The organism is Paenibacillus sp. A3M_27_13, from assembly GCF_024213315.1.
In the GTDB taxonomy this organism is placed as follows: domain Bacteria; phylum Bacillota; class Bacilli; order Paenibacillales; family Paenibacillaceae; genus Paenibacillus; species Paenibacillus polymyxa_B.
In genome coordinates this window covers 1,345,466-1,365,800 of sequence record NZ_JANAVE010000001.1, presented here as the reverse complement: position 1 = coordinate 1,365,800, position 20,335 = coordinate 1,345,466, and the positions used below count along the sequence as shown (strand labels likewise).

The window sequence follows — 20,335 nt, the reverse complement described above, 5'->3', positions numbered from 1 at the left end:
AAAGTTTACATGGTTCGGTTATAGTTTTAATCAGAACGAAGCCAACACAATCATAAGGAGGAATTATAGATGAGAAAAGCTTTTATCAGCCCAAGCAAATATGTACAAGGTGAAAACGAATTGTTGAATTTGGGTTACTATGTGAGCACCTTCGGCAAATCCGCTTTACTGATTGCGCATCCTGCCGATGTGGCGCGGGTAAAAGATAAGCTTGATTCCACTTTGGATAAATATAACGTGACCTTTATTGAAAGCGGTTTTATGGGTGAGTGTTCCAGACAGGAAGTGTCTAGACTTCAGGAAATTGCTACTGCGAATGGATGCGATTGTATCGTAGGTCTCGGCGGTGGGAAAGCGATCGACGCGGCGAAATGCGTGGCCCAAGGGGAAGCGCTTATCATCTGTCCGACGATTGCTGCGACGGATGCACCGACAAGTCACTCGGCCGTTCTTTACACCCCGGAAGGCGCTTTCGACGATTACGCCTATTTTAAGCAAAGTCCGAGTGTCGTATTAGTCGACACCACCGTAATTGCCAATGCACCAACCCGATTCCTCGTATCAGGCATGGGTGATGCACTGTCGACTTACTTTGAAGCCCGTGCGACCTCCCGTTCTTACTCCAGGGTCAATGCCGGACTGCCTAACGGAGTACGCGAAGGACAGTGTGCGCCAGCAGTAGGTACAAATGCGGCGATTGCACTTGCAACGCTATGTTATGAAATGCTGTTGAAAGACGGTACCAAAGCAAAAGCGGCATGTGATGAAAACCAAGTTACGCAAGCACTCGAAAATATCATTGAAACTAATATTTTACTCTCAGGCCTCGGATTCGAGAGCGGCGGACTTGCGGCGGCCCATGCGATTCATGATGGACTCACGATTTTGGAAGGCACGCATCATTATTATCATGGAGAGAAAGTTGCATTCGGCACGATCGCACAGCTGGTGCTCGAAAACGCACCGACGGAAGAATTACATCAGGTACTTGATTTCTGTTTAGCCGTCGGTTTACCGGTCTGCTTGGCCGATATTGGCGTCGATCATATCAGCCAGGAAGAACTCATGGAAGTAGCTGCAAAGGCCTGCATTCTGGAGGAATCGATTCATTCCATGCCGTTTCCGGTCACAGTGGAGCAGGTTGCAGCGGCAATCGCTGCGGCCGACCGTATCGGGAGCCAGTACAAAGCGGAGGTAAAGTAGCATGAAAAAGGTCATCAACCGTGCGGAAAATTTGGTCCTTGAGATGTGCAGCGGTATTGCGCTCGCGCATCCCGAGCTGGAATTTCTGCCAAAATACAAAGTGCTCAAAAAAAAGGAATTGAACGCGGAGAAAGTAACGCTCATCAGCGGCGGTGGCAGTGGTCATGAGCCCGCCCACGCCGGCTTTGTTGGAAAAGGGATGCTCGATGCCGCGGTCTGCGGTGATGTCTTCGCCTCTCCCTCACAAATTCAAGTATATCAGGCCATCCGAGCGACAACCGGGAAAAAAGGTGCGCTGCTGATTATTAAAAATTACAGCGGCGATATTATGAACTTTAGAAACGGCGCCCATCTGGCCACTGAAGACGGTCTGGAAGTGGACTATGTAAAGGTTGAAGACGACATCGCTGTAGAAGACAGCCTATATACGGTCGGACGGCGCGGGGTGGCGGGAACGGTACTCGTCCATAAGATCGCGGGTGCAGCGGCGGAAGAGGGCCGGAGTCTGGCGGAAGTTAAAGCAGTGGCCGAGAAAGCCGCTGCGAATGTACGCAGTATCGGATTCGCATTGACTTCGTGTACCGTGCCGGCGAAGGGCACGCCAACATTAGAGCTCGGGCATGATGAAATCGAGTACGGCGTCGGCATTCACGGCGAGCCTGGGACCAGCCGTGAGAAGCTGACGGATGCGGATACGTTGGCAGGCAGAATGGTAACCGATCTCCTTCGAGACATGCAGATTGAAACTGGATTCAGCGGAGAAATCGCCCTGTTGATCAATGGTTTCGGCGGTACGCCTCTGCAAGAACTGTACCTCTTCAACCATTCGGTCACTCGCGAACTAGCAGCGAAGGGGATTAAGATCGATCGCACTTTTGTCAACAATTATATGACGAGTATCGATATGGCAGGCATCTCGGTTTCCATCATGAAGCTGGACAACGAACTGAAAACGCTCCTCTCCCATGAAAGCAACGCACCTGCGTTCAAGGTGGCTGGACCTGTTGATCATGTCGTATTCACGGATATTTCAACTGTAGTAGACGAAAAGCGGCAAGTATCTTTTGCGGTGGAAACGGACCCTGCCTTCGCGGTTATTGAGAACAACAAAGTTACGTTGAACAATCTTATCTATTTAGTCGATAAGATGAGCGAGGTTATCATCAAGAATGAGGTACCTTTCTGCGATCTTGACTCTCATGCAGGCGACGGCGACTTTGGCATGAGCGTTGCTAAGGGATTTCGTCAGCTGAAACGGGAATGGAGAGACATCCTGAATCAAGATTCTTTGACGATGGGAGCCTTTCTTCATTCATGCTCGCTCGTCATCATGGAATATTGCGGTGGCGCTTCGGGTCCGATCTGGGGTTCAGCATTTCGCGCAGCAGCACGATCTGCGGGCGAACGAACCGAACTCACCGTTTCCGAATTCGCGGATATGATGCAGGCTGCGGTGCAAGGCATACAATCAACAGGCGAACGTTCTTTCGGCAGAGGAGCCGTCGTTGGCGATAAAACGCTTATAGATGCATTAGTGCCATGTGCGGATAGCTGGTTGGAGAGCGTAAAATTAGATTTTGATGTGAAGGCAGCCTTTGTAAGTGGTGCTCAAGCCGCTGTATCAGGGGCCAAAAAGACGGAAGACATCGTGGCGCGCATGGGTCGTGCCGGAACGGTCGGAGAGAGGAGCCTCGGTTATCCAGATGCGGGGGCTTATGCGCTTGGGGTGATATTTACGGAGCTCGCTGAGTGTTTGAAATGATTCTCTATATATCCAAAATTACTGTCGCGAACACTTCATTTAGATATCCATTCTGTAACACTCGCTAATTCTTAAAAATTCAAGGTTTGTTCATTGCAATTGATGTGCATTAGGTTTATAATTTCAGACGGATTCAAAGGGCTTATCCCGGAATCCATGGGAGTTCATCCCATCTGAGCTAGCTTACTGCATGCTCAAATATGAATTAAGCGAGGGATTTACAATGAAAACCTGCTGCACCATCCAAGTTGACGAAGACAGTTTAGTTATTGATTTGCCAGAAGAAGGAACCACGCTAGAGTCCCTGCTCGGTGATATTGAGAGCTGTGGAGGTAGTGAAGAACCTTGGCTGCAACTTATAGACAAGGTAATAGGTAACTCATCTGAGACTGTACTGACAGATCAAGCGACGGATGGCGGCGATATGAAGGAAGATCAGACGACCAAAGAGCCTCAAGCAACCGCTCAGGGGTAATAGGGAGATCATACGTTAAGACGATATTTGTAACATTATTCGATCACATATAAGATCATCTATAAGACTGCTATACCGAGCTAAAGCATCGGGAAGCAGTCTTTTTTTATTAAACAACTAAAATTCTCCAAATTTTGCATTTGGAAAATGAGTCTTTTGTCCCTTTAGTACTCTATAGTAGTCAACTAAGCAGAACACATCCCAAAACCGTGACTTCCTGTTCATTTTCTATCATAAAGTCGAAATGTAACATGAAACTAACTATAATAGTAGTATCATCCATATACAGGTAAGTGACATCTATGTTTGGACCTGATCCTCTTGTTGTATGAAGGAGGGGGCAAAAGAGCGGAGAACAACGTACTGATAAGTCTCATCTACTTTATAAAAAGGAAGGAATGTGTAAATGATGAATGGGCAATGGATCCTGCCAAGGATCGCAAAAAGAGTAGCGGTGATGCTAACAGCAGTATTACTGTTAACGTTAACGAACGGATTCAACTGGAATACGCAAACAGCAGAGGCTGCTGGGACGACCCCTGTGGAACGTTACGGACAACTTTCAGTAAAGAATGGCAAACTTGTGGATAAAAACGGTAAACCTGTACAACTCAAAGGTATTAGCTCTCACGGCGTCCAATGGTTTGGGGATCTGGTAAATCAGGACTCTATGAAATGGCTACGGGACGATTGGGGCATTTCCGTATTCCGGGTTGCACTGTACACTGAAGAAGATGGTTATATCGCCAATCCTTCTTTGAAAAATAAAGTGAAGGAAGCGATTGAGGCAGCACAGAAACTGGGCTTGTACGTCATTATTGACTGGCATATTCTCTCAGATGGCGATCCGAACATTCATAAAAATGAAGCCAAAGCTTTCTTTAATGAATTTTCGACTCAGTACGGCCATTTGCCTAATGTAATCTATGAGCTTGCCAATGAGCCGAATGGGAATGTGAACTGGAACAATCAAATCCGACCTTATGCGTCTGAGGTATCTCAGGTTATTCGTGCTAAGGACCCGGACAATATTATTATTGTAGGAACAGGCACATGGAGTCAGGATGTACATGATGCAGCAGACCATCCACTTCCAGACAAGAATACAATGTATACCGTACATTTCTATGCGGGTACGCATGGACAGTACTTGCGCGATCGGGTCGATTATGCGCTGAACAAAGGCGTGGGCATATTTGCTACCGAGTGGGGTACAAGCGATGCTTCGGGTAACGGTGGTCCGTTCCTGAATGAATCCAAAGTATGGACTGATTTTCTGGCAAGCCGTGGAATCAGTTGGGCTAACTGGTCGCTGGCAGATAAAAATGAGACCTCTGCTGCGCTGTTGCCTGGTGCTGACCGTAAGGGAGGATGGCCTGATTCACAATTGTCCGCTTCCGGCAAATTCGTAAAACAGGCGATTCTGGAAGGCTCCAGCAACAATGGTGGAGGCGGAAACAACGGTGGGAATAACGGCGGAGATGGCGGCAACACTGGCGGTAATAACGGTGGTGGCAACAACGGCGGCGATAACGGTAACGGAGGAAGTACACCAGGCAGTAACGATCAAGGGATTGTGCTTCAGTATCGCACCGGTGACACGAACGCCAAGGATAACGCAATCCGTCCTGAATTTAATATCAAAAATACAGGGAAAACAGCTGTGAAGTTGAGTGATCTAAAAATTCGCTACTATTACACAGATGAAAGCAAACAAGCTCAGCAGTTTTTTGTAGACTGGGCCAGGATTGGCAATGAAAAGGTAAAAGCAACATTTGTAACATTGCCGAATCCAAAGGCTAAGGCTGATAAATATATGGAGATCTCTTTCACAGATGGAGCGGGAACGATTCAGCCCGGAGGGGAAAGCGGAGAAATTCAACCCCGGATTCATGCTGCAAATTGGAGCAATTTTGATGAGACCAACGATTACTCCTATGGTGCTACCCAAACAGCATTCGCAGACTGGGACCATGGCACTGTATATCAGCAGGGTAAGCTGGTTTGGGGGATAGAGCCTTAGAATTTAATCGTTACTAACTTTATCGGAACGAGTAAAGATATGGGACTTTTGGGTGGAATATTTCCAAGGTTTGGAGTATAGAATATGCGCCTTTGGTATATGAGGACTGGAACTTTAGAAGGTAACGACTAACACTTTAGTTTCGGTATATATACTACCAAAGTACCAGATGATGTTCGACTTTTGTGGTGCTTGAATTACTTCCATAGTGCAGAGTGGGTGGTTCCAATGAACCCCTCTCATACGACAAACCCCCGCTGTTGCCATTATAGGCAGGCGGGGGTTTTTATGTTTCTGAAGCTCAGCCTCCGTTCAACTGTGTCTATACCAAATCAAAAGCTTTGGCCAGCAGACGGTAGGACTGAACACGTTTATCAAAGTCATGTATGGATGAAACGATCAGCAACTCATCGGTACGATACTGCTCAGCCAGTCTTAGCAGCTGTTCCTTACACTGTTCAGGGGTACCAACAACACGCCATGCTGCGGATTGACGCAGCCGCTCACGATCCAACTCCGTGTACGGATAGGACATTGCTGTTTTCACCGACGGAAGAGAACTCATTTCTTTACCTTGCATGAGCAAAAGGAAATACAAACTAGCACTGGACGCCAGTTGTTCAGCTTCTTCTTCGGTTTCCGCGCAGGCCACCGTAACTGCCGCCATGGAATGGGGCTTATCACCCAGGATCGAAGGCTGGAATTGCTCGTGGTAACGTGCGGTAGCTTCTACACCACCTGGAGTCCCGAAAAATTGGGCAAAGGCATAGGAGGCACCCATCATCGCAGCCAATCTAGCGCTTTCTCCGCTGGAGCCAAGCAACCATAATTCAGGGACGGTCGATATCATCGGGGAGGCATGAAGACCGGCAAATCGATGATTGTCAGGCACCGAATCATGGAAGTAGTCGATTAAATCGAGAATCTGCTGTGGATATTGTTCGACAGATTGGTACTTGCCTTCCTGCAGGGCACGAGTAGCCAGCGGTAAACCACCGGGAGCACGCCCTATTCCCAGGTCGATGCGTCCTGGATGGAGTGCCTCCAGCAAGCGGAAGTTTTCGGCGACTTTATACGCGCTGTAGTGTGGCAGCATAATACCGCCTGAACCCACACGAATGTGTGATGTGTGAGCAGCCAAATGCGCAATCAGCACCTCAGGGCTGGAGTGCGCTAGTGTTTTGGACGCATGATGTTCGGATACCCAATAACGGCTATATCCCAGTTGATCAGCTTCACGCGCTAAATCTGTTGTATTGGATAATGCATCCTGAGCAGTACCGCCTTCAGGAATATGAGACTGGTCCAGTATACCCAGTTTAAGCATTTATAATCACCTCTTACACAACTGTATCAGACACAACTCATTAGGTCAAAATTCAAAAATGGATAGGTTGGAGTTTGGGGACCTTTTCGTTATAATAAAGGATGTGTAAAGGATGAGAGAACATCCTTGCTTATAGAGAGGGGATTGAATTTGTGTTAAGAACACCTTTGGGGCGTGTCCGACTCATGCTCTGGATTCAAGCTATAGCTTATTTGGCGATACTATTCACCCACCAGCCCCTGCAAGCTGCGGGCATGACCCAGGCGGTTATGGTGATTGGTAACATATACCGGGTGAGCTTTTTGTTGCTCCTCGTTGCTTTAATCTATGGAAAAACAGCACTGCACTGGTCTATACGGCGGCCTCTTTTTATTATGTTTGCCTCCTTCATCCCGTTTGGTCTGATGATTATGGATTTTGTTTGGGTGCGAAAATGGACAGGGGATTCGGCAGCAGAACAGCGGGCTGCATCGTAATCTTAGAAGATTTTTTCGTGTGAAGTGTCGAGGAGTTTGTCTAGCGTAAGCGGGACTGGCCCCGATGCAGTAGAAAGAACATTACGCAGTTTGATGCGTGGTGTTCTTTTTTTGTGCACCGGAGGAATCATTCTATATATTGTACTTTCGAGCGTTGGGAAGCGAATTATGAAAAATGCTGAACTAAAAATTCTGCCGTTTTGCGTCTTTGAAAGCCTTCAACCCAATGTCCGATAAACGGATAAATTTCAATCGTTTTAGGTGATTCAATACGGTTATAAGCGGCGAAAATCGTCTCTGGCATACACACAGTATCCTTGAACCCTACCGATACCATGATCGGGGTACGAATGCGATGAGCAAGATTCATCACGTCAAAATAACTTAATGTATGTAGTACCTGCTCCAAATGCTCCGGAAATCGGTTGACGAATTCAGCTGCTTCCGTCAGTGAACTGGTAGAATTCATCATACCAAAATCCATATGACACATATTGGGGATATCCGCGACCGTAATGGCAGCTTTATCGCTGAGCGCAGCCACCATTAATGAAAGTCCGCCGCCCTGGCTGGCGCCACTGATTGCGATTTTAGCCGAATCAACATCCGACTGCTCCGCTACCCAATCTACGGCTCTAAGGGCATCAGTTGTAATCGTTTTGTAGTAGCAGGTATCCTTGTCCAATATTCCTTTCGTTACCCAGCCTTTAACCGTACCGTGAGGATCACCCAGACGGTCTCCCGTTTCTCCTGCCTGACCACGTACATCTACTGCCAATACAGCAAAGCCAAGCATGAGCCAAGAGGAATAATCTTCAGGATAGCCTTTTCCGCCTGTATAGCCATGAAACAGAACGATACACGGAAGCTTTTGATCTCCGGCAAATCGGGGGCGTACATACCAGGCATGCAGAGGCGTATCATCGACACCCTCAAAAGTAACCCGGTAGGCAAGGATATGAGGATATGGTGTTTCTACGGGAGCTTTGAACGCACGTACAGGTTTGGTGTGTACTTCTTCCAATGTTTTGGCCCAGAATAAATCGATATCCTTCGGGGCGGTAAGATCGGGCCGATATTGCTTTAATTCGGCAATTCTTTTTTCAATAACATTCATAATTAAAATTCTCCTTCATATAGAATGAACTTCTCCTTAAGTTTTACCCGGTAAAGTTGACTCCTCCAGCTTTCTCAGCAGTTCAAATGCTCTTTCATTAGTGCTTCCACACGTATCCTCATCAGCATGGAATCCACTGCATACAACTGGGCGCTCAGGTTTGCCAAACAATCGGCAACGGTAATCGGAAGTGAGCTGAGGGCAAGGAACACCAGCTGGTTTTCCATCTGGCATGCCGGGAATAGGGGAAGAAATCGTAATGGCAATACAGCACGCGGCACATCCTACTCGACACTCCAGTTGGGGTCACTCCTTAAAATCTGTTATTTTTGTAACTTATGCATGAAGTGACATTAATGAAGCCATAATGTGAGGATGGCACAAAAAAAGCAGGAATACAAGGATAAACGCATATGAGACACACTTTTCACACAAGGGGTATAAATAGTCATAGAGGCACGTAAGATGGTATCAAGTCCCTAAATCAGTGTTCCGTTCTGTGGTAATATTAACCAATCGTCTTTTGTGTGTTCAAAAGGAGTTCGAGTGGTTAATAATAGAACACAACGATAAAAACTTAAACGAGGTGACGCAAAATGAGTTGGTTATGGGCATTGATTGTTGGTGGTATTATTGGTTGGTTGGCAGGAATTATTGCAGGTCGTGATGTTCCGGGTGGCGTGATAGGTAACATCATCGCTGGTTTTATCGGCGCATGGTTGGGTAGCTTGATTCTGGGAAACTGGGGTCCTGAAATCGGATCGTTCTACATCGTTCCTGCATTAATTGGTGCGATTGTGCTGGTCGTGATTGTAAGCTTGATCTTCCGTTCCGTTGGACGTAGTAGAGGGTAACTTTACGAATTATTGAATAGACTAGCCCCTATGGGGCACAAGGCTAAAAATGGAAAGAAGCTGCTTCCGCAAGGTTCGAAAATGAACCTGTGGGAGCAGCTTTTTTTGAGGAAAAGTGACGAATTTTTCCTATTGAAAACGCCTGATATGAGGAACACTTAGAACGCCAAGCACGATACACATGCCGATGGTTGCAAACATGCCAATTGTGAACATACCACCAAGCTTATCCGCTACAGCACCTACGGCCAGATAGCCGACAGGGAGCAGGGCAAAGGAAAACATTAGATCCAGACTAGCTACACGTCCAAAAGACTCGGCTGGGACTAATTCCTGAAGGCTTGTCTCCCAGATAATCGCAAATATCATAATGCCAAATCCTTCGAGCATCATGCTCATAATCAGTCCTGGCATCCAAGTGACTACAGACAACAGTAGTAAAGCAAGGCCGCTGACAAAAGCTCCTAAGTATGCGAGCAGACCGCGATGCTTCCAATGTTTGCGTGATCCATACACAAAGGCCCCTAGCATGGCGCCAATGCCGCTACTTGCCATCGCAATGCCGTATACGACTGGATTGTAGCCATGATGAACCTTGAACAGCCACGGAATGAGTACAGCGATAATGCCTGAATAACAAATATTAATGAAGGAAAAGGCAAGAATCGTAATCCATAGCCAGGGGTGGCTTTTGAGAATGATAAAGCCTGCGATAAAATCCTTGAGAAAATGCTGTCCACCCTGATCTTGCTGTTCTGGATCTACCTGACCTTTGCCGATGATGGAGACCAAATGAGCGCTCAGCATCCAAAAACAGGCAAAAGATATCAGATAAGCGATGGAATCCAGTCCAAAGCCGACACCCGGTGAGGAAAAAGATACAATGAAGCCTCCTAACGGAGGGCCAAGTAGACGGACGGCTTGTATACTGATCTGACTAAGCGCGTTAGCTGCATTACGTATGTCCGGTGTGAACACCTGTGCGCGTAAGGCAGAATAAGCAGGATTAAAGATGCCGTCCATCAATCCGTACAACGCTAGGCCAACGAATAGAACCGGCAATTTCATCCCGTCTGTAAACATCAGCACCGCCGCAATGAACATCAGTCCAAACCGGGCGATATTCGTAAACAGAAGGAGACGAATTCGGTCAATTCTGTCCACAATCATTCCTGCGAAAGGCAGAATAAGTACGTTAGGCAGCATATAAACAGTCATCCCCAGTCCCATGATAGTAGTCGAGCCTGTTAGGGAATAGATAACCAGTGGCAAAATGACTGTGGTGACTGAGCTCCCCAACATTGCGATCCAATGTCCAAGCCACAACAAGGTGAACGCTTTGGATTGTTTTAAAGGTGAAGTGAAGGTAGCCCAGGCCGAGTGACTTCCTTCAGGTGATGTAGAGGATAAGGTTGAATTTTGGGTATCCATGATCACACTCCGGTATATTTCTAAACTGCATATTAAAACCTATTATACGAAATCTCTAACGTAAGGGTACAGAAAAAGTTGCTGTGAGGGGAGTTGTAATGAATAGCCTGCCAATGAAAGAGTCAACCTAGAATAACTTTAGGCTGCAAAGATATATAACTTACCTTTTGCATAGGGATTATTGGATAAAAGCATTGACGCGTGAAAATGAATGATGTACTATTCAATGACCAGCCGCGTGCTAGGTTATCAAGAAAAAGGGAAAGAGTGTGGATACCATGAAAAAATTTAGTTTTTTGCCGATTGTACTCATCGTGATGGCATTGCTGGTTTCGGCCTGCGGTAACAACGATAAAGGCGCCAGTACCAATAATGCATCTACCGGAGATAACGGATCTAATAATGGAAAAGCAGATACTACTGCTACAGCTACTCTTGAATCTGTAAAAGCGAGCGGCAAGCTAAGAATTGGCACGGAAGGTACCTATGCTCCGTTTACCTACCATGATGCTGCTGGTAAACTGACAGGCTTCGATGTCGATATTGCGACTGAAGTGAGTAAACGCCTGGGGGTACAACCGGAGTTTATCGAGACGCAATGGGACGGCATATTCGCAGGGTTGAACTCCAAGCGGTTTGACACGGTGTTCAATGAAGTATCCATTACAGATGAGCGCAAGCAAAAATATGATTTTTCCGATCCGTACATTGTCTCCAAGGCAGTTCTGATCGTAAGCGAAGACAATACAGACATCCAGAAATTTGCTGATCTAAAAGGAAAAAAGGCTGGGCAGTCCCTGACCAGTAACCTGACTCAAATCGCGAAAAGCAACGGTGCGGAAATTGTGGCAACAGAGGGATTCAACCAAGCTATCGACCTCCTCACTTCCAAACGGGTGGATGCGACCGTCAATGATGGATTATCCTATCTTGATCTGAAAAAGCAAAAGCCTGACGCACCCATCAAAAAGGTGGACGAATCTCCAGATGCTTCACACAGCGCAGCTGTATTCAATAAAGGCAGCGAAGATTTGATCAAGGAAGTAAACAAAGCGCTGGCTGATATGAAGGCTGATGGTACGTACCTGAAAATTTCCGAGAAATATTTTGGAGCTGACGTATCCAAATAATAAATGAAGACCAACGTTCGCCAAGTCGAACCGAATCTTCCCAAACCTATCTTTTCAAAGGATGTCTGTACAATGGATGATCGTCAAATACAAATCATTATCGATTCATTATTGCCTCTGCTAAAAGCAGGGGTTTCTTTTACGATTCCGCTCACGCTTATCTCCTTTGCTCTGGGACTCGTGCTGGCGCTGATTACAGCGTTGGCCCGGCTGTCCAAATGGAGAATACTCAAGCTGATTTTCGGCTTCTATGTATGGGTGATTCGAGGAACTCCTTTGCTGGTGCAATTGTATATTATTTTCTATGGTTTACCTTCCGTGGGTATTACACTGGACCCGTTTATTGCTTCAGTGATCGGCTTTACCCTCAGCGTAGGGGCTTATAGCTCTGAAATTATGCGTGCGGCTATCATATCCATTCAGGAAGGCCAATGGGAGGCGGGATACTCTCTGGGTATGACGCGCTGGCAAGTATTGCGGCGTATCGTGCTTCCGCAAGCATCCCGTGTGTCCGTACCTCCGTTGGCTAATTCATTCATCAGCTTGGTGAAGGATACCTCACTGGCTGCGACCATCACCTATGTGGAAATGTTCAGAACGGCTAACCAGATTGTAGCTACCACATACGAACCGCTATTGGTGTATACCGAGGCGGGGATTATTTACCTACTGTTTAGCACCATTTTGACTGTGCTGCAAAATTACCTGGAGAAGCGACTAGGCCGTTTTTCCGTCAGATAAAGGAGATTGTACCGGTGATCCAAATTCGGAATATACACAAATCGTTCGGCTCGCTGGAAGTGCTTAAGGGTGTTGACGTGACGTTGGGTAAGGGGAAAGTGCTTGTTATCATCGGTCCTTCAGGTTCTGGTAAAACAACGCTTTTACGCTGCTTGAATTTGCTGGAAATTCCTGACCAAGGAGAGATCCAAGTAGGGGATATTGCACTGAATTTTGCGAAAGGGACGAAGCTCCGGCAAGAAAACATTTTGGCACTGCGCAAACGGACAGGGATGGTATTTCAATCCTACAACCTCTTCCCGCATATGACAGCAGTACAAAATGTGATGGAGGGACAAGTCACGGTTCAGAAAAAGAGCAAGGATGAGGCGCGCAAACGTGCATTGGAGTTGCTTAAAAAAGTGGGGTTGGCTGATAAAGCGGAATCTTATCCGCATCAGTTATCGGGAGGACAGCAGCAACGGGTCGGTATTGCCCGGGCAATGGCGGTCGAACCTGAGGTACTATTGTTTGACGAGCCGACCTCTGCGCTTGACCCCGAGTTGGTAGGCGAGGTGCTTAAGGTCATGAAGCAACTGGCTGCCGAAGGAATGACCATGGTCATTGTCACCCATGAAATGAAATTTGCAGCTGAGGTCGCGGACCATGTGATTTTGATGGATCAGGGTGTAATCGTTGAGCAGGGTACGCCGCATGAGGTTCTGGAGCAGCCCACCAGTCCACGGGCTATTCAGTTTTTGAATCGTCTGAGCGGGGAAGCGGAATAAAGGGAATTACAGTATTTATTAAAATAAGCGTTTAGACTGAATAAAAAGGCAGCTACAGCCGGGCATTGAAAAATAAGCCTCGCACCCGTAGCTGCCTTTTTCTCATCAGTTGTCCTCTTTTATTTCAATTTTAATGTAAGTAAAAAAGTAATCAACAGAATACAACAGCCTGCTATGAATGGAGCGAACAGATTTGCATCAAATAAAAATCCCGCTAGAGTAGGGCCTAAAATATTCCCGACACTCATATAGGCATTATTCATACCCGCTACATATCCTTGCTCATTCCCGGCCATCTTCGATAATTGTGTATTAAGAGCTGGACGAAGCATAGCTGTGGCAAAGAAAATAAGGGAAGTGACAAGGAAGATACTCCAAAAATCTTTGGCTAAGAGAAATAAAATATAAGCAACTGAGGTGAAAAGAAGCGATCCTTTGATCACCCTTTGTTCACCAAACTTATTGATTATTTTAGCAACAACTAATGCTTGCATACCGACTCCGATCACAGCACCTGCGGTCAGAATGACAGCAATATTTTGAGGTGAGAATTGGAAGCGGTTCGTTACATATAAACCAAGAACAGATTCAAAATTAGCGAGTCCAAAGGTCATCACCAGGACAAGTACAAAGAGCATCGTATATTTTGACTTCAACGATCTCGCGTATTGTTTGTAAATAGATTCTTTCTGAATCATTCTTGCCCGTGCTGCTTTCATTTGCTCTTTCGATAAACTTTCAGGCAAACAAAACACTGAAAAAATAACAGCAACCATAGCAGCACCTGTCGCTGCGTAAAGCGGCACTCTCGTTCCATATCCTGCAAGAAGACCACCCAGTCCAGGTCCAATAACAAATCCGAATGACATGGCTGCGGCTAGCAGGCTATTTCCTTTGGCGCGTTCTTCGGTTGTTGTAATATCCGCTACATATGCCATCATGGGTGGAACAATCAGGGCTGCTGCCATTCCTTCCAGAAGTCTTGAGGTATACAGCATCCACAGCTCATCTCCAATAGCAAAGATAAATTTAGCCACAGCAAAAACAATGACACCTACGACGATGAATGCCTTTCTCCCATATCGATCAGACAGCTGTCCAGTCAGGGGAGAGAGCAGGAATTGTGTCATGCCATAGGCTGCTACCAATAAACCGATCGCCCGTCCACTGGCTCCAAACTCAATGATCAGTTCTGGCAGGATGGGGGTAATTAAACCAACGCCCACCATAACGATGAAGATATTAATCATTAGGATTCCAAGTATTCTTTTCATGCAAAAAACCTCCTTATCCATTGGTTTCTGGATAGGAGGTAGACGTGCGAACAAGAAGATACACTGCTCCCGTCAAAGAAGCAATGCTCTTATCGTGAATACCCAAAGCCTACACTAATCCTATCCAGAAAATTCGTAAGATTACGATTTTTTTCTTCGGTGGAATAGGATTAGTAGATCATTGGCTTAAGGTCACCCTTTCGATACTTTATTATTTATAAACGTAACATAAATTTCTTGATAAGGCAATGAAAGGATAACTCAGAAGAACCCGACTCGTCCTTCGGCCACATTTTTTAACCAGTCCTGCTTACGGCTCTTATCGAGCTCGCCTCGCATACCTTTGATAATCAGTTCAATATCGGCTTTTCCCTGCTCATGCCACTCCAGAGCAGTGCTGACATACAGTTCTCCGAGCTGTGCCAGCGAAAACCCGTCAGTCATGGCTGCCGCCTTCTGTGTACCTGTTTCCCCTGCAAAAACAAGGAAGTTGCGCAGCTTGAGATACGCCAGTCGCAGCGCTTCGTCAGGCAAACTGATTTCATAAGCCCGGTCGAAACGCCCTGCCCGGTTCATCAGACCTGGGTCGATTTTTTCGGGATAATTGGTCGTTCCGATCAGGAAGATGCCCTCCTTGGATGTAGCACCGTCGAGGGTATTCAGGAAAAAAGAACGCACCTCCTGAGGCATGGAATCAATGTCCTCAATAACCAGTACCATCGGAGCCAGGCGAGTAGCCGCCTCGAACACCTCTTTGACCGATTCACTGGTTGTATACTCCGTAATTTGCCAGTAGGCTGCCGGACCCGGTACACTGCTGGCAATTGATTTTACAAGTGTTGTTTTACCGTTGCCCGGATGGCCGTATAGCAGAATACCACGCTTGTAAGGAATGTTATAAGTCTGATAGAAGGTACGATCCGCTTCAAAAAACTGATCAAGTGATCGGAAAATATCCCGTTTGATTTCCGCTTTCAAAATCACGTCATCCCGCGTAATTGCGCGGGTTATCGGCTCTGCCTGCCGAGAAAGTCCACGGCTTGTGTCGGTAAAAACGGTGACACGCTTCATATTCTGCTTACGTTCACGACCGCGTACTCCCGCGAGGAAGCCTTGCAGCTCTTGGTCGCCTATCGCAAATACGTAATCTTCATTGTACACGCCATTCTCACGGAAAAAGGGAACTCGCGCCAGCGCGATGCCCCACTTGGGATAGGCGAATACATTATTACGCATCGACAGATGCACGCCATATTCAGGAGTCGGCCCGTCATCGTCATACTGGATGGTGCGTTCCTCCAGACGATCGAAGACCCGTGCTACATGCTCCAGATCGGGACTGCCTGCACGAATGTCCTCCTCCAGTAAATCCCAATACTCAATATTGGGATCATCGCTGGCATACAGCACGTATTTTACGCCGTAGCGGTTATAGAGTGCTTCACTGATACCGTCGATCAGACGGGCATAAGCGGCATAACCGGTAATGCGCCCATCTGTACGTTCATCAAATTCGTAAATAGCTGGGATGTCTATACTCAAATTATTTGGCTCCTTTCAGGGCGGCTAGCGGCTTGCATTTGGCTACAACTGCTGCGAGTCCTGCCCCGGTGACACTTTCGATAATATCATCTACATTTTTGTAGGCTTGCGGAGATTCGTCGATAATGCTTTCCAGTGATGCCTGATTGACCACAATTTCGTCGTCTGTCCCTACACCCAGGGCCCCTGCAAAATCGTCCACACTGACGAGTCGTTTGGTCGCAGAACGCGAACGAATACGGCCTGCTCCATGACAAATGGAGTGGAAGTTATCCTGACCGCCCGGTAAACCTACCATAATATAAGAGGCTGTCCCCATAGAGCCGGGGATCAGGGCCGGATGCCCTGTCGCCTGATAAGGCCGCGGATTGTCAGGGTGTCCTGCTGGAAGAGCACGCGTAGCACCTTTACGATGCACAAACACGCTGCCGTGATCCGGATGGGATTCCTCCCAAGCATAATTGTGCATTAGATCGTACAAAGTACGCAACTCGCACTTTGTACCAAAGACATCGCGGAAGGCTTCACGCACCGAGTATGCGATGAGATGTCGGTTCACCACGGCATAATTCAGCGCCGAATACATCATATCGACATAATGTGCAGCCTCGGGATGGTCCAGCGGTGCGAATACCAGTCTCGGGTCAGAGGTGCCGAGTCCGAGACGGCTCATCGTCTTGGCAATAGCAGATGAACTGGCCTGGCTGACTGCTCCACCCCAAGCCCGCGATCCAGAATGAATCATCACAGCCACCTGACCGTCGAACATACCCCACGCTTCAGCTGTTTCGCGGTTTTCCTCCGCGATTTCAATCGCCTGAATTTCGACGAAATGATTGCCTCCACCCAGTGTGCCGAGCTGTCGGTGAGCCCGATGCCATGTACGGTCTTCGACAAGATTCAGCACCTCCTCGTCAAAGGAGAACTTACTGTGCTCTACATGGGTGAGTGAGGTGGATTTCTTAGGAGTGTAGCTGTCCGGAATATATTTGTTGGGTAAGCCGTGTAGACCCTTGCGTACAATATGCTCCAGTCGGATATCCGAATAATACCCGCGCTGGTGGGCTTCCATGGGCAAGTATTTGTCGATGGTTTTGACCAGCTTGCGGCGCAGCTTGGTTTCCTTCAAAGCATCCTTGTGCAAATTGGTCAGGTGTACGCGCATGCCGCAACCAATATCACTGCCAACGATGGAGGGAGATACATAGCCGTCCTCCATTCCCCATACAGCAGTCGTACCGATGCAGGTTCCGACGCCTACATGTACATCTGGTGTGTATCCCATATAGCGGATACCAGGAATTTGTAAATTGTTATTAGCCATCTCGAACACCTTGTAATCCAGTGAGGAGAAAAGTTGCTGAGAAGCATATACGGTTAGATCACCTGCCGGAAGCTTCATCAGATGGCTGTATGGTCCTTCATGCAAGGACGAGTTGGTTGTATGTTGTATATTCATATAAATGGGGAGTTCCCTTCTTCATGTAAATTCATAAATACTTGCATAAAAAGATTTAAAAAACAAAAAAAACCGCAGACTTGTCGTCTACGGCTTCCTGCACCGAAAGTGTCATTACATTTTATGATCAACACATCATAAATACGTAAAATAACCTGTTCTTCCAATAGCATAAAAAAATAAAAAAGCCTGGCTAATCACGCCGTCAGACAGCGTGATATCACCCATCATGTCGCCCGAACGGGGCCGATGAGACGAAAACTCAAATATGTGGTTGTATCATGCTGCCTGTCTGTCGTTATCATGTAAAGCTCGGTCATGTCTATCGGCCCCCTTTTCTTAAAGTTAATTGCTATGTTAATGGAAACCTGTGGAAGCTGTCAACCCCTGAAAGGTAGAAGTGTGGGAGAATGTGACTTTACTCATGGTGAAGTGTGAGTAACATCATAGTTCAATTGGCCCAAAGCTGTTATTGTACTGAATATTCAAATATTCAGATATTGTTGATCGTTTATAGGACAATTCTGTGAGGGGGACGGAGCAGGCATGGAAGGAGATCTCCAGAAATTTAAGGCCGACTTTTTCAAAGCATTGGCTCACCCTCTGCGCATCCGCATTTTGGAGGTGCTGAGTGAAGGAGAACGGAATGTGAACGAGCTGCAGACTGCGCTCGGTTCCGAAGGTTCTGCCGTATCGCAGCAATTGGCCGTTTTACGGGCCAAAAATTTGGTGAACAGCTTCAAGGAAGGTACATCGGTTGTATATTCACTACGTGATCCGCTTTTGACGGAGCTGCTTGCGGTGGCGCGGCGGATTTTTGACAATCATTTGGTCGAAGCTATCTCGTTGCTGGAAGGTATACGTAACGAGAAGTAATGCTATTACAGAAAAGAAGGGTTATAGGAATGAAGTGGATAGGAAGGTTCGAAGGCTATAACGCAGGGGCTTTGCGAAAGGATCTAATTTCCGGAAGTATTGTAGCAATTGTGGCGATTCCGCTCGGTATGGCGTTTGCCATTGCATCAGGAGTAAAGCCGGAATATGGGCTGTATACGACCATTGTTGCGGGGATTTTGGTTTCGCTGCTGGGAGGGTCCAAATTCCAGATCGGAGGACCTACTGGTGCATTTATTCCGATTTTGCTGGCTATTGTCATGCAATACGGTTATGAGAACCTACTCATAGCCGGTTTTATGGCGGGCATTATGCTCATTTTAATGGGTGTGCTAAGGCTGGGGGCACTGATTAAGTTTATTCCCAAGCCAGTAACAATTGGCTTTACGGCCGGAATTGCCGTGACAATATTCAGCGGTCAGATTGCTAACTTTCTCGGCTTGCGCGGGGTAGAGCGGCATGAAACTTTTCTGCCTTCCATGGCAGAGCTCATCCATCGACTTCCTTCACTGAATGTATATAGTATCCTGACGGCTTGTATCTGTCTTGCCGCGCTTATTTTGGTGCCTAAAAAATGGCCCAAGATACCCGGCTCACTGGTTGGCCTACTCTTGTCAACGCTGGTGGCAGCTTTACTTTTTCCAGGGCAGGTGGCTACCATTGGATCTGCGTACGGCGCAATTCCAGCATCTTTACCTGAGCTACATATTCCTGTGATGACGTGGGACTTGATCGTGAAACTCTTGCCGCCAGCACTTGTTATTGCAATGCTGGGAGCTATTGAATCTCTGCTTTCAGCGGTGGTAGCTGACGGTATGACGGGAGCTCGGCATAACAGCAATCGTGAACTGGTTGGACAAGGGATTGCTAATTTGCTGACACCGCTGTTCGGCGGTATTCCTGCGACAGGTGCAATTGCCCGCACCGCCACAAATATCCGTAACGGTGCTGTTTCTCCTATGTCAGGCATCGTACATGGGTTCGTGGTGCTCCTCATTCTGGTGCTTTTTGCACCTTACGCATCTAACATTCCGTTGGCCAGTATGGCTCCGGTGTTGATGGTAGTAGCGTGGAATATGAGTGAGCGCAAGCATTTTGCGCACATTCTCAAAACGCGGACAGCGGATTCTATTGTGCTGGTTGTCACCTTTTTGCTGACGGTTTTTACGACGCTGACAACGGCTGTGGAGGTGGGTTTAATTCTGGCGGTTGTATTGTTTGTTAAACGTATGAGCAATACACTTTCAGTAGACAAGGTACTTCCTGATCCTTCTGTAAAACATGAAAAAGTAGGCGCGCATATGGTCACAGATCAGCATGATTGCCCGCAGGTGGCTATTTACAATGTGGAAGGCCCTCTATTTTTCGGTGCAGCCTCGGTATTGGAAAACTCAGGTGTGGGAGGTCAGACTGACCACCTACAAGGGATTTTGTTGTTGCGTATGGGAAAGGTCCCTTTTATGGATATGACGGGAGAAGGTAACTTTACCGCATTAATTCAGAAATACCGGAAGTCTGGCGGGACGGTGCTTGTTTCCGGACTCCAGCCTCAACCGCTGGCATTACTACAGAAGACCGGATGCTACGACATGATTGGACAAAAGCATTTTTTCGAACATACAGGAGAGGCCCTTACGGCTGCCCTTGCGCTGGTGAATCAGGATCATTGCTGTGGATGCAGGCAAATGGCTTTCCGAGAATGTACGAGTCTGTGCCGCAGATCGCAGCAAACCAAATCTTCCTTTCCAGACGGAGCCATTTCGGTTCCCTTACCAGTAAATAGCGGCAGATAACACTCTTTTAAATTTGTTGCTGAATGCCGAAAAATCTCTTCTAATCTCCGAAACCAAGTGCACAATG

Annotated in this window: 18 protein-coding genes; 11 read left to right on the top strand and 7 right to left on the bottom strand. The window is 47.1% G+C overall.

Annotated features, from left to right (window positions below; all coding sequences use genetic code 11):
- The first annotated feature begins 69 nt into the window (after nucleotides 1-69).
- The 4 genes from NLX82_RS06045 (at nucleotide 70) to NLX82_RS06030 (ending at nucleotide 5,463) form a co-directional block, all read left to right on the top strand.
- Nucleotides 70-1,203 (top strand): glycerol dehydrogenase, encoded by a 1,134-nt coding sequence (locus tag NLX82_RS06045; protein WP_053325929.1) that lies wholly within the window; start codon nucleotides 70-72, stop codon nucleotides 1,201-1,203.
- Between the two features lies 1 nt (nucleotide 1,204).
- Nucleotides 1,205-2,965, top strand: a complete 1,761-nt coding sequence (gene dhaK / locus NLX82_RS06040; RefSeq protein WP_254347612.1) for a dihydroxyacetone kinase subunit DhaK — start codon at nucleotides 1,205-1,207, stop codon at nucleotides 2,963-2,965.
- 223 nt (nucleotides 2,966-3,188) lie between these two features.
- Nucleotides 3,189-3,440, top strand: coding sequence for a hypothetical protein (locus NLX82_RS06035; protein ID WP_025723818.1), 252 nt, complete (start codon nucleotides 3,189-3,191; stop codon nucleotides 3,438-3,440).
- Nucleotides 3,441-3,846: 406 nt separating this feature from the next.
- Nucleotides 3,847-5,463 (top strand): cellulase family glycosylhydrolase, encoded by a 1,617-nt coding sequence (locus tag NLX82_RS06030; protein ID WP_023989832.1) that lies wholly within the window; start codon nucleotides 3,847-3,849, stop codon nucleotides 5,461-5,463.
- A 322-nt stretch (nucleotides 5,464-5,785) separates the two neighbouring features.
- On the opposite strand, the gene NLX82_RS06025 is transcribed toward NLX82_RS06030, so the two are convergent.
- Nucleotides 5,786-6,790: an LLM class flavin-dependent oxidoreductase gene (locus NLX82_RS06025; protein WP_071558387.1), complete on the bottom strand. Its 1,005-nt coding sequence runs from the start codon at nucleotides 6,788-6,790 to the stop codon at nucleotides 5,786-5,788.
- Between the two features lie 152 nt (nucleotides 6,791-6,942).
- Between NLX82_RS06025 and NLX82_RS06020 the strand changes: the two genes are divergently transcribed.
- On the top strand, nucleotides 6,943-7,266 hold the full coding sequence (locus NLX82_RS06020; RefSeq protein WP_025723814.1) for a DUF3817 domain-containing protein: 324 nt from the start codon (nucleotides 6,943-6,945) through the stop codon (nucleotides 7,264-7,266).
- Nucleotides 7,267-7,432: 166 nt separating this feature from the next.
- On the opposite strand, the gene NLX82_RS06015 is transcribed toward NLX82_RS06020, so the two are convergent.
- Together NLX82_RS06015 and NLX82_RS06010 are read right to left on the bottom strand one after the other, a co-directional pair.
- The gene (locus NLX82_RS06015; RefSeq protein WP_254347611.1) at nucleotides 7,433-8,383 is read right to left on the bottom strand and encodes an acetylxylan esterase; all 951 of its coding nucleotides are present in this window, start codon (nucleotides 8,381-8,383) and stop codon (nucleotides 7,433-7,435) included.
- A gap of 36 nt (nucleotides 8,384-8,419) precedes the next feature.
- Complete coding sequence (locus NLX82_RS06010) at nucleotides 8,420-8,683, bottom strand: YkgJ family cysteine cluster protein (RefSeq protein WP_176716855.1); 264 nt, start codon at nucleotides 8,681-8,683, stop codon at nucleotides 8,420-8,422.
- Nucleotides 8,684-8,979: 296 nt separating this feature from the next.
- Between NLX82_RS06010 and NLX82_RS06005 the strand changes: the two genes are divergently transcribed.
- Nucleotides 8,980-9,237 carry a GlsB/YeaQ/YmgE family stress response membrane protein gene (locus NLX82_RS06005; protein WP_023989828.1) on the top strand — a complete coding sequence of 86 codons (258 nt, stop codon included), beginning with the start codon at nucleotides 8,980-8,982 and terminating at the stop codon, nucleotides 9,235-9,237.
- A gap of 129 nt (nucleotides 9,238-9,366) precedes the next feature.
- On the opposite strand, the gene NLX82_RS06000 is transcribed toward NLX82_RS06005, so the two are convergent.
- Nucleotides 9,367-10,668 carry an MFS transporter gene (locus tag NLX82_RS06000; RefSeq protein ID WP_254347610.1) on the bottom strand — a complete coding sequence of 434 codons (1,302 nt, stop codon included), beginning with the start codon at nucleotides 10,666-10,668 and terminating at the stop codon, nucleotides 9,367-9,369.
- Nucleotides 10,669-10,946: 278 nt separating this feature from the next.
- Between NLX82_RS06000 and NLX82_RS05995 the strand changes: the two genes are divergently transcribed.
- From NLX82_RS05995 to NLX82_RS05985, 3 genes are all read left to right on the top strand, one after another.
- Entirely contained in the window at nucleotides 10,947-11,798 is an 852-nt protein-coding gene (locus tag NLX82_RS05995) for an amino acid ABC transporter substrate-binding protein (protein WP_023989826.1), read from the top strand.
- A 72-nt stretch (nucleotides 11,799-11,870) separates the two neighbouring features.
- A complete protein-coding gene (locus NLX82_RS05990; protein WP_028542488.1) occupies nucleotides 11,871-12,539 on the top strand; it encodes an amino acid ABC transporter permease in 669 nt (222 codons plus the stop codon).
- A gap of 14 nt (nucleotides 12,540-12,553) precedes the next feature.
- Nucleotides 12,554-13,306, top strand: coding sequence for an amino acid ABC transporter ATP-binding protein (locus NLX82_RS05985; RefSeq protein ID WP_068942063.1), 753 nt, complete (start codon nucleotides 12,554-12,556; stop codon nucleotides 13,304-13,306).
- A 119-nt stretch (nucleotides 13,307-13,425) separates the two neighbouring features.
- On the opposite strand, the gene NLX82_RS05980 is transcribed toward NLX82_RS05985, so the two are convergent.
- From NLX82_RS05980 to NLX82_RS05970, 3 genes are all read right to left on the bottom strand, one after another.
- The gene (locus NLX82_RS05980; protein ID WP_034095079.1) at nucleotides 13,426-14,580 is read right to left on the bottom strand and encodes an MFS transporter; all 1,155 of its coding nucleotides are present in this window, start codon (nucleotides 14,578-14,580) and stop codon (nucleotides 13,426-13,428) included.
- Nucleotides 14,581-14,841: 261 nt separating this feature from the next.
- Nucleotides 14,842-16,122 (bottom strand): AAA family ATPase, encoded by a 1,281-nt coding sequence (locus NLX82_RS05975; protein WP_023989822.1) that lies wholly within the window; start codon nucleotides 16,120-16,122, stop codon nucleotides 14,842-14,844.
- A gap of 1 nt (nucleotide 16,123) precedes the next feature.
- The gene (locus NLX82_RS05970) at nucleotides 16,124-17,581 is read right to left on the bottom strand and encodes an RtcB family protein (RefSeq protein ID WP_023989821.1); all 1,458 of its coding nucleotides are present in this window, start codon (nucleotides 17,579-17,581) and stop codon (nucleotides 16,124-16,126) included.
- 546 nt (nucleotides 17,582-18,127) lie between these two features.
- Between NLX82_RS05970 and NLX82_RS05965 the strand changes: the two genes are divergently transcribed.
- A complete protein-coding gene (locus tag NLX82_RS05965) occupies nucleotides 18,128-18,457 on the top strand; it encodes an ArsR/SmtB family transcription factor (protein ID WP_013311437.1) in 330 nt (109 codons plus the stop codon).
- Nucleotides 18,458-18,486: 29 nt separating this feature from the next.
- Entirely contained in the window at nucleotides 18,487-20,268 is a 1,782-nt protein-coding gene (locus NLX82_RS05960; RefSeq protein ID WP_023989820.1) for a SulP family inorganic anion transporter, read from the top strand.
- Nucleotides 20,269-20,335: the final 67 nt, after the last annotated feature.

What these genes read in the sequence shown, in the direction of transcription:
- NLX82_RS06045 (WP_053325929.1), top strand. Translation starts at nt 70, where the DNA reads ATGAGAAAAGCTTTTATCAGCCCAAGCAAATATGTACAAGGTGAAAAC.
- NLX82_RS06025 (WP_071558387.1), bottom strand. Translation starts at nt 6,790, where the DNA reads ATGCTTAAACTGGGTATACTGGACCAGTCTCATATTCCTGAAGGCGGT.
- NLX82_RS05990 (WP_028542488.1), top strand. Translation starts at nt 11,871, where the DNA reads ATGGATGATCGTCAAATACAAATCATTATCGATTCATTATTGCCTCTG.
- NLX82_RS05960 (WP_023989820.1), top strand. Translation starts at nt 18,487, where the DNA reads ATGAAGTGGATAGGAAGGTTCGAAGGCTATAACGCAGGGGCTTTGCGA.
- NLX82_RS05965 (WP_013311437.1), top strand. Translation starts at nt 18,128, where the DNA reads ATGGAAGGAGATCTCCAGAAATTTAAGGCCGACTTTTTCAAAGCATTG.
- NLX82_RS06015 (WP_254347611.1), bottom strand. Translation starts at nt 8,383, where the DNA reads ATGAATGTTATTGAAAAAAGAATTGCCGAATTAAAGCAATATCGGCCC.
- dhaK (WP_254347612.1), top strand. Translation starts at nt 1,205, where the DNA reads ATGAAAAAGGTCATCAACCGTGCGGAAAATTTGGTCCTTGAGATGTGC.
- NLX82_RS06000 (WP_254347610.1), bottom strand. Translation starts at nt 10,668, where the DNA reads ATGGATACCCAAAATTCAACCTTATCCTCTACATCACCTGAAGGAAGT.
- NLX82_RS05980 (WP_034095079.1), bottom strand. Translation starts at nt 14,580, where the DNA reads ATGAAAAGAATACTTGGAATCCTAATGATTAATATCTTCATCGTTATG.
- NLX82_RS05970 (WP_023989821.1), bottom strand. Translation starts at nt 17,581, where the DNA reads ATGAATATACAACATACAACCAACTCGTCCTTGCATGAAGGACCATAC.
- NLX82_RS06005 (WP_023989828.1), top strand. Translation starts at nt 8,980, where the DNA reads ATGAGTTGGTTATGGGCATTGATTGTTGGTGGTATTATTGGTTGGTTG.
- NLX82_RS05995 (WP_023989826.1), top strand. Translation starts at nt 10,947, where the DNA reads ATGAAAAAATTTAGTTTTTTGCCGATTGTACTCATCGTGATGGCATTG.
- NLX82_RS06035 (WP_025723818.1), top strand. Translation starts at nt 3,189, where the DNA reads ATGAAAACCTGCTGCACCATCCAAGTTGACGAAGACAGTTTAGTTATT.
- NLX82_RS06030 (WP_023989832.1), top strand. Translation starts at nt 3,847, where the DNA reads ATGATGAATGGGCAATGGATCCTGCCAAGGATCGCAAAAAGAGTAGCG.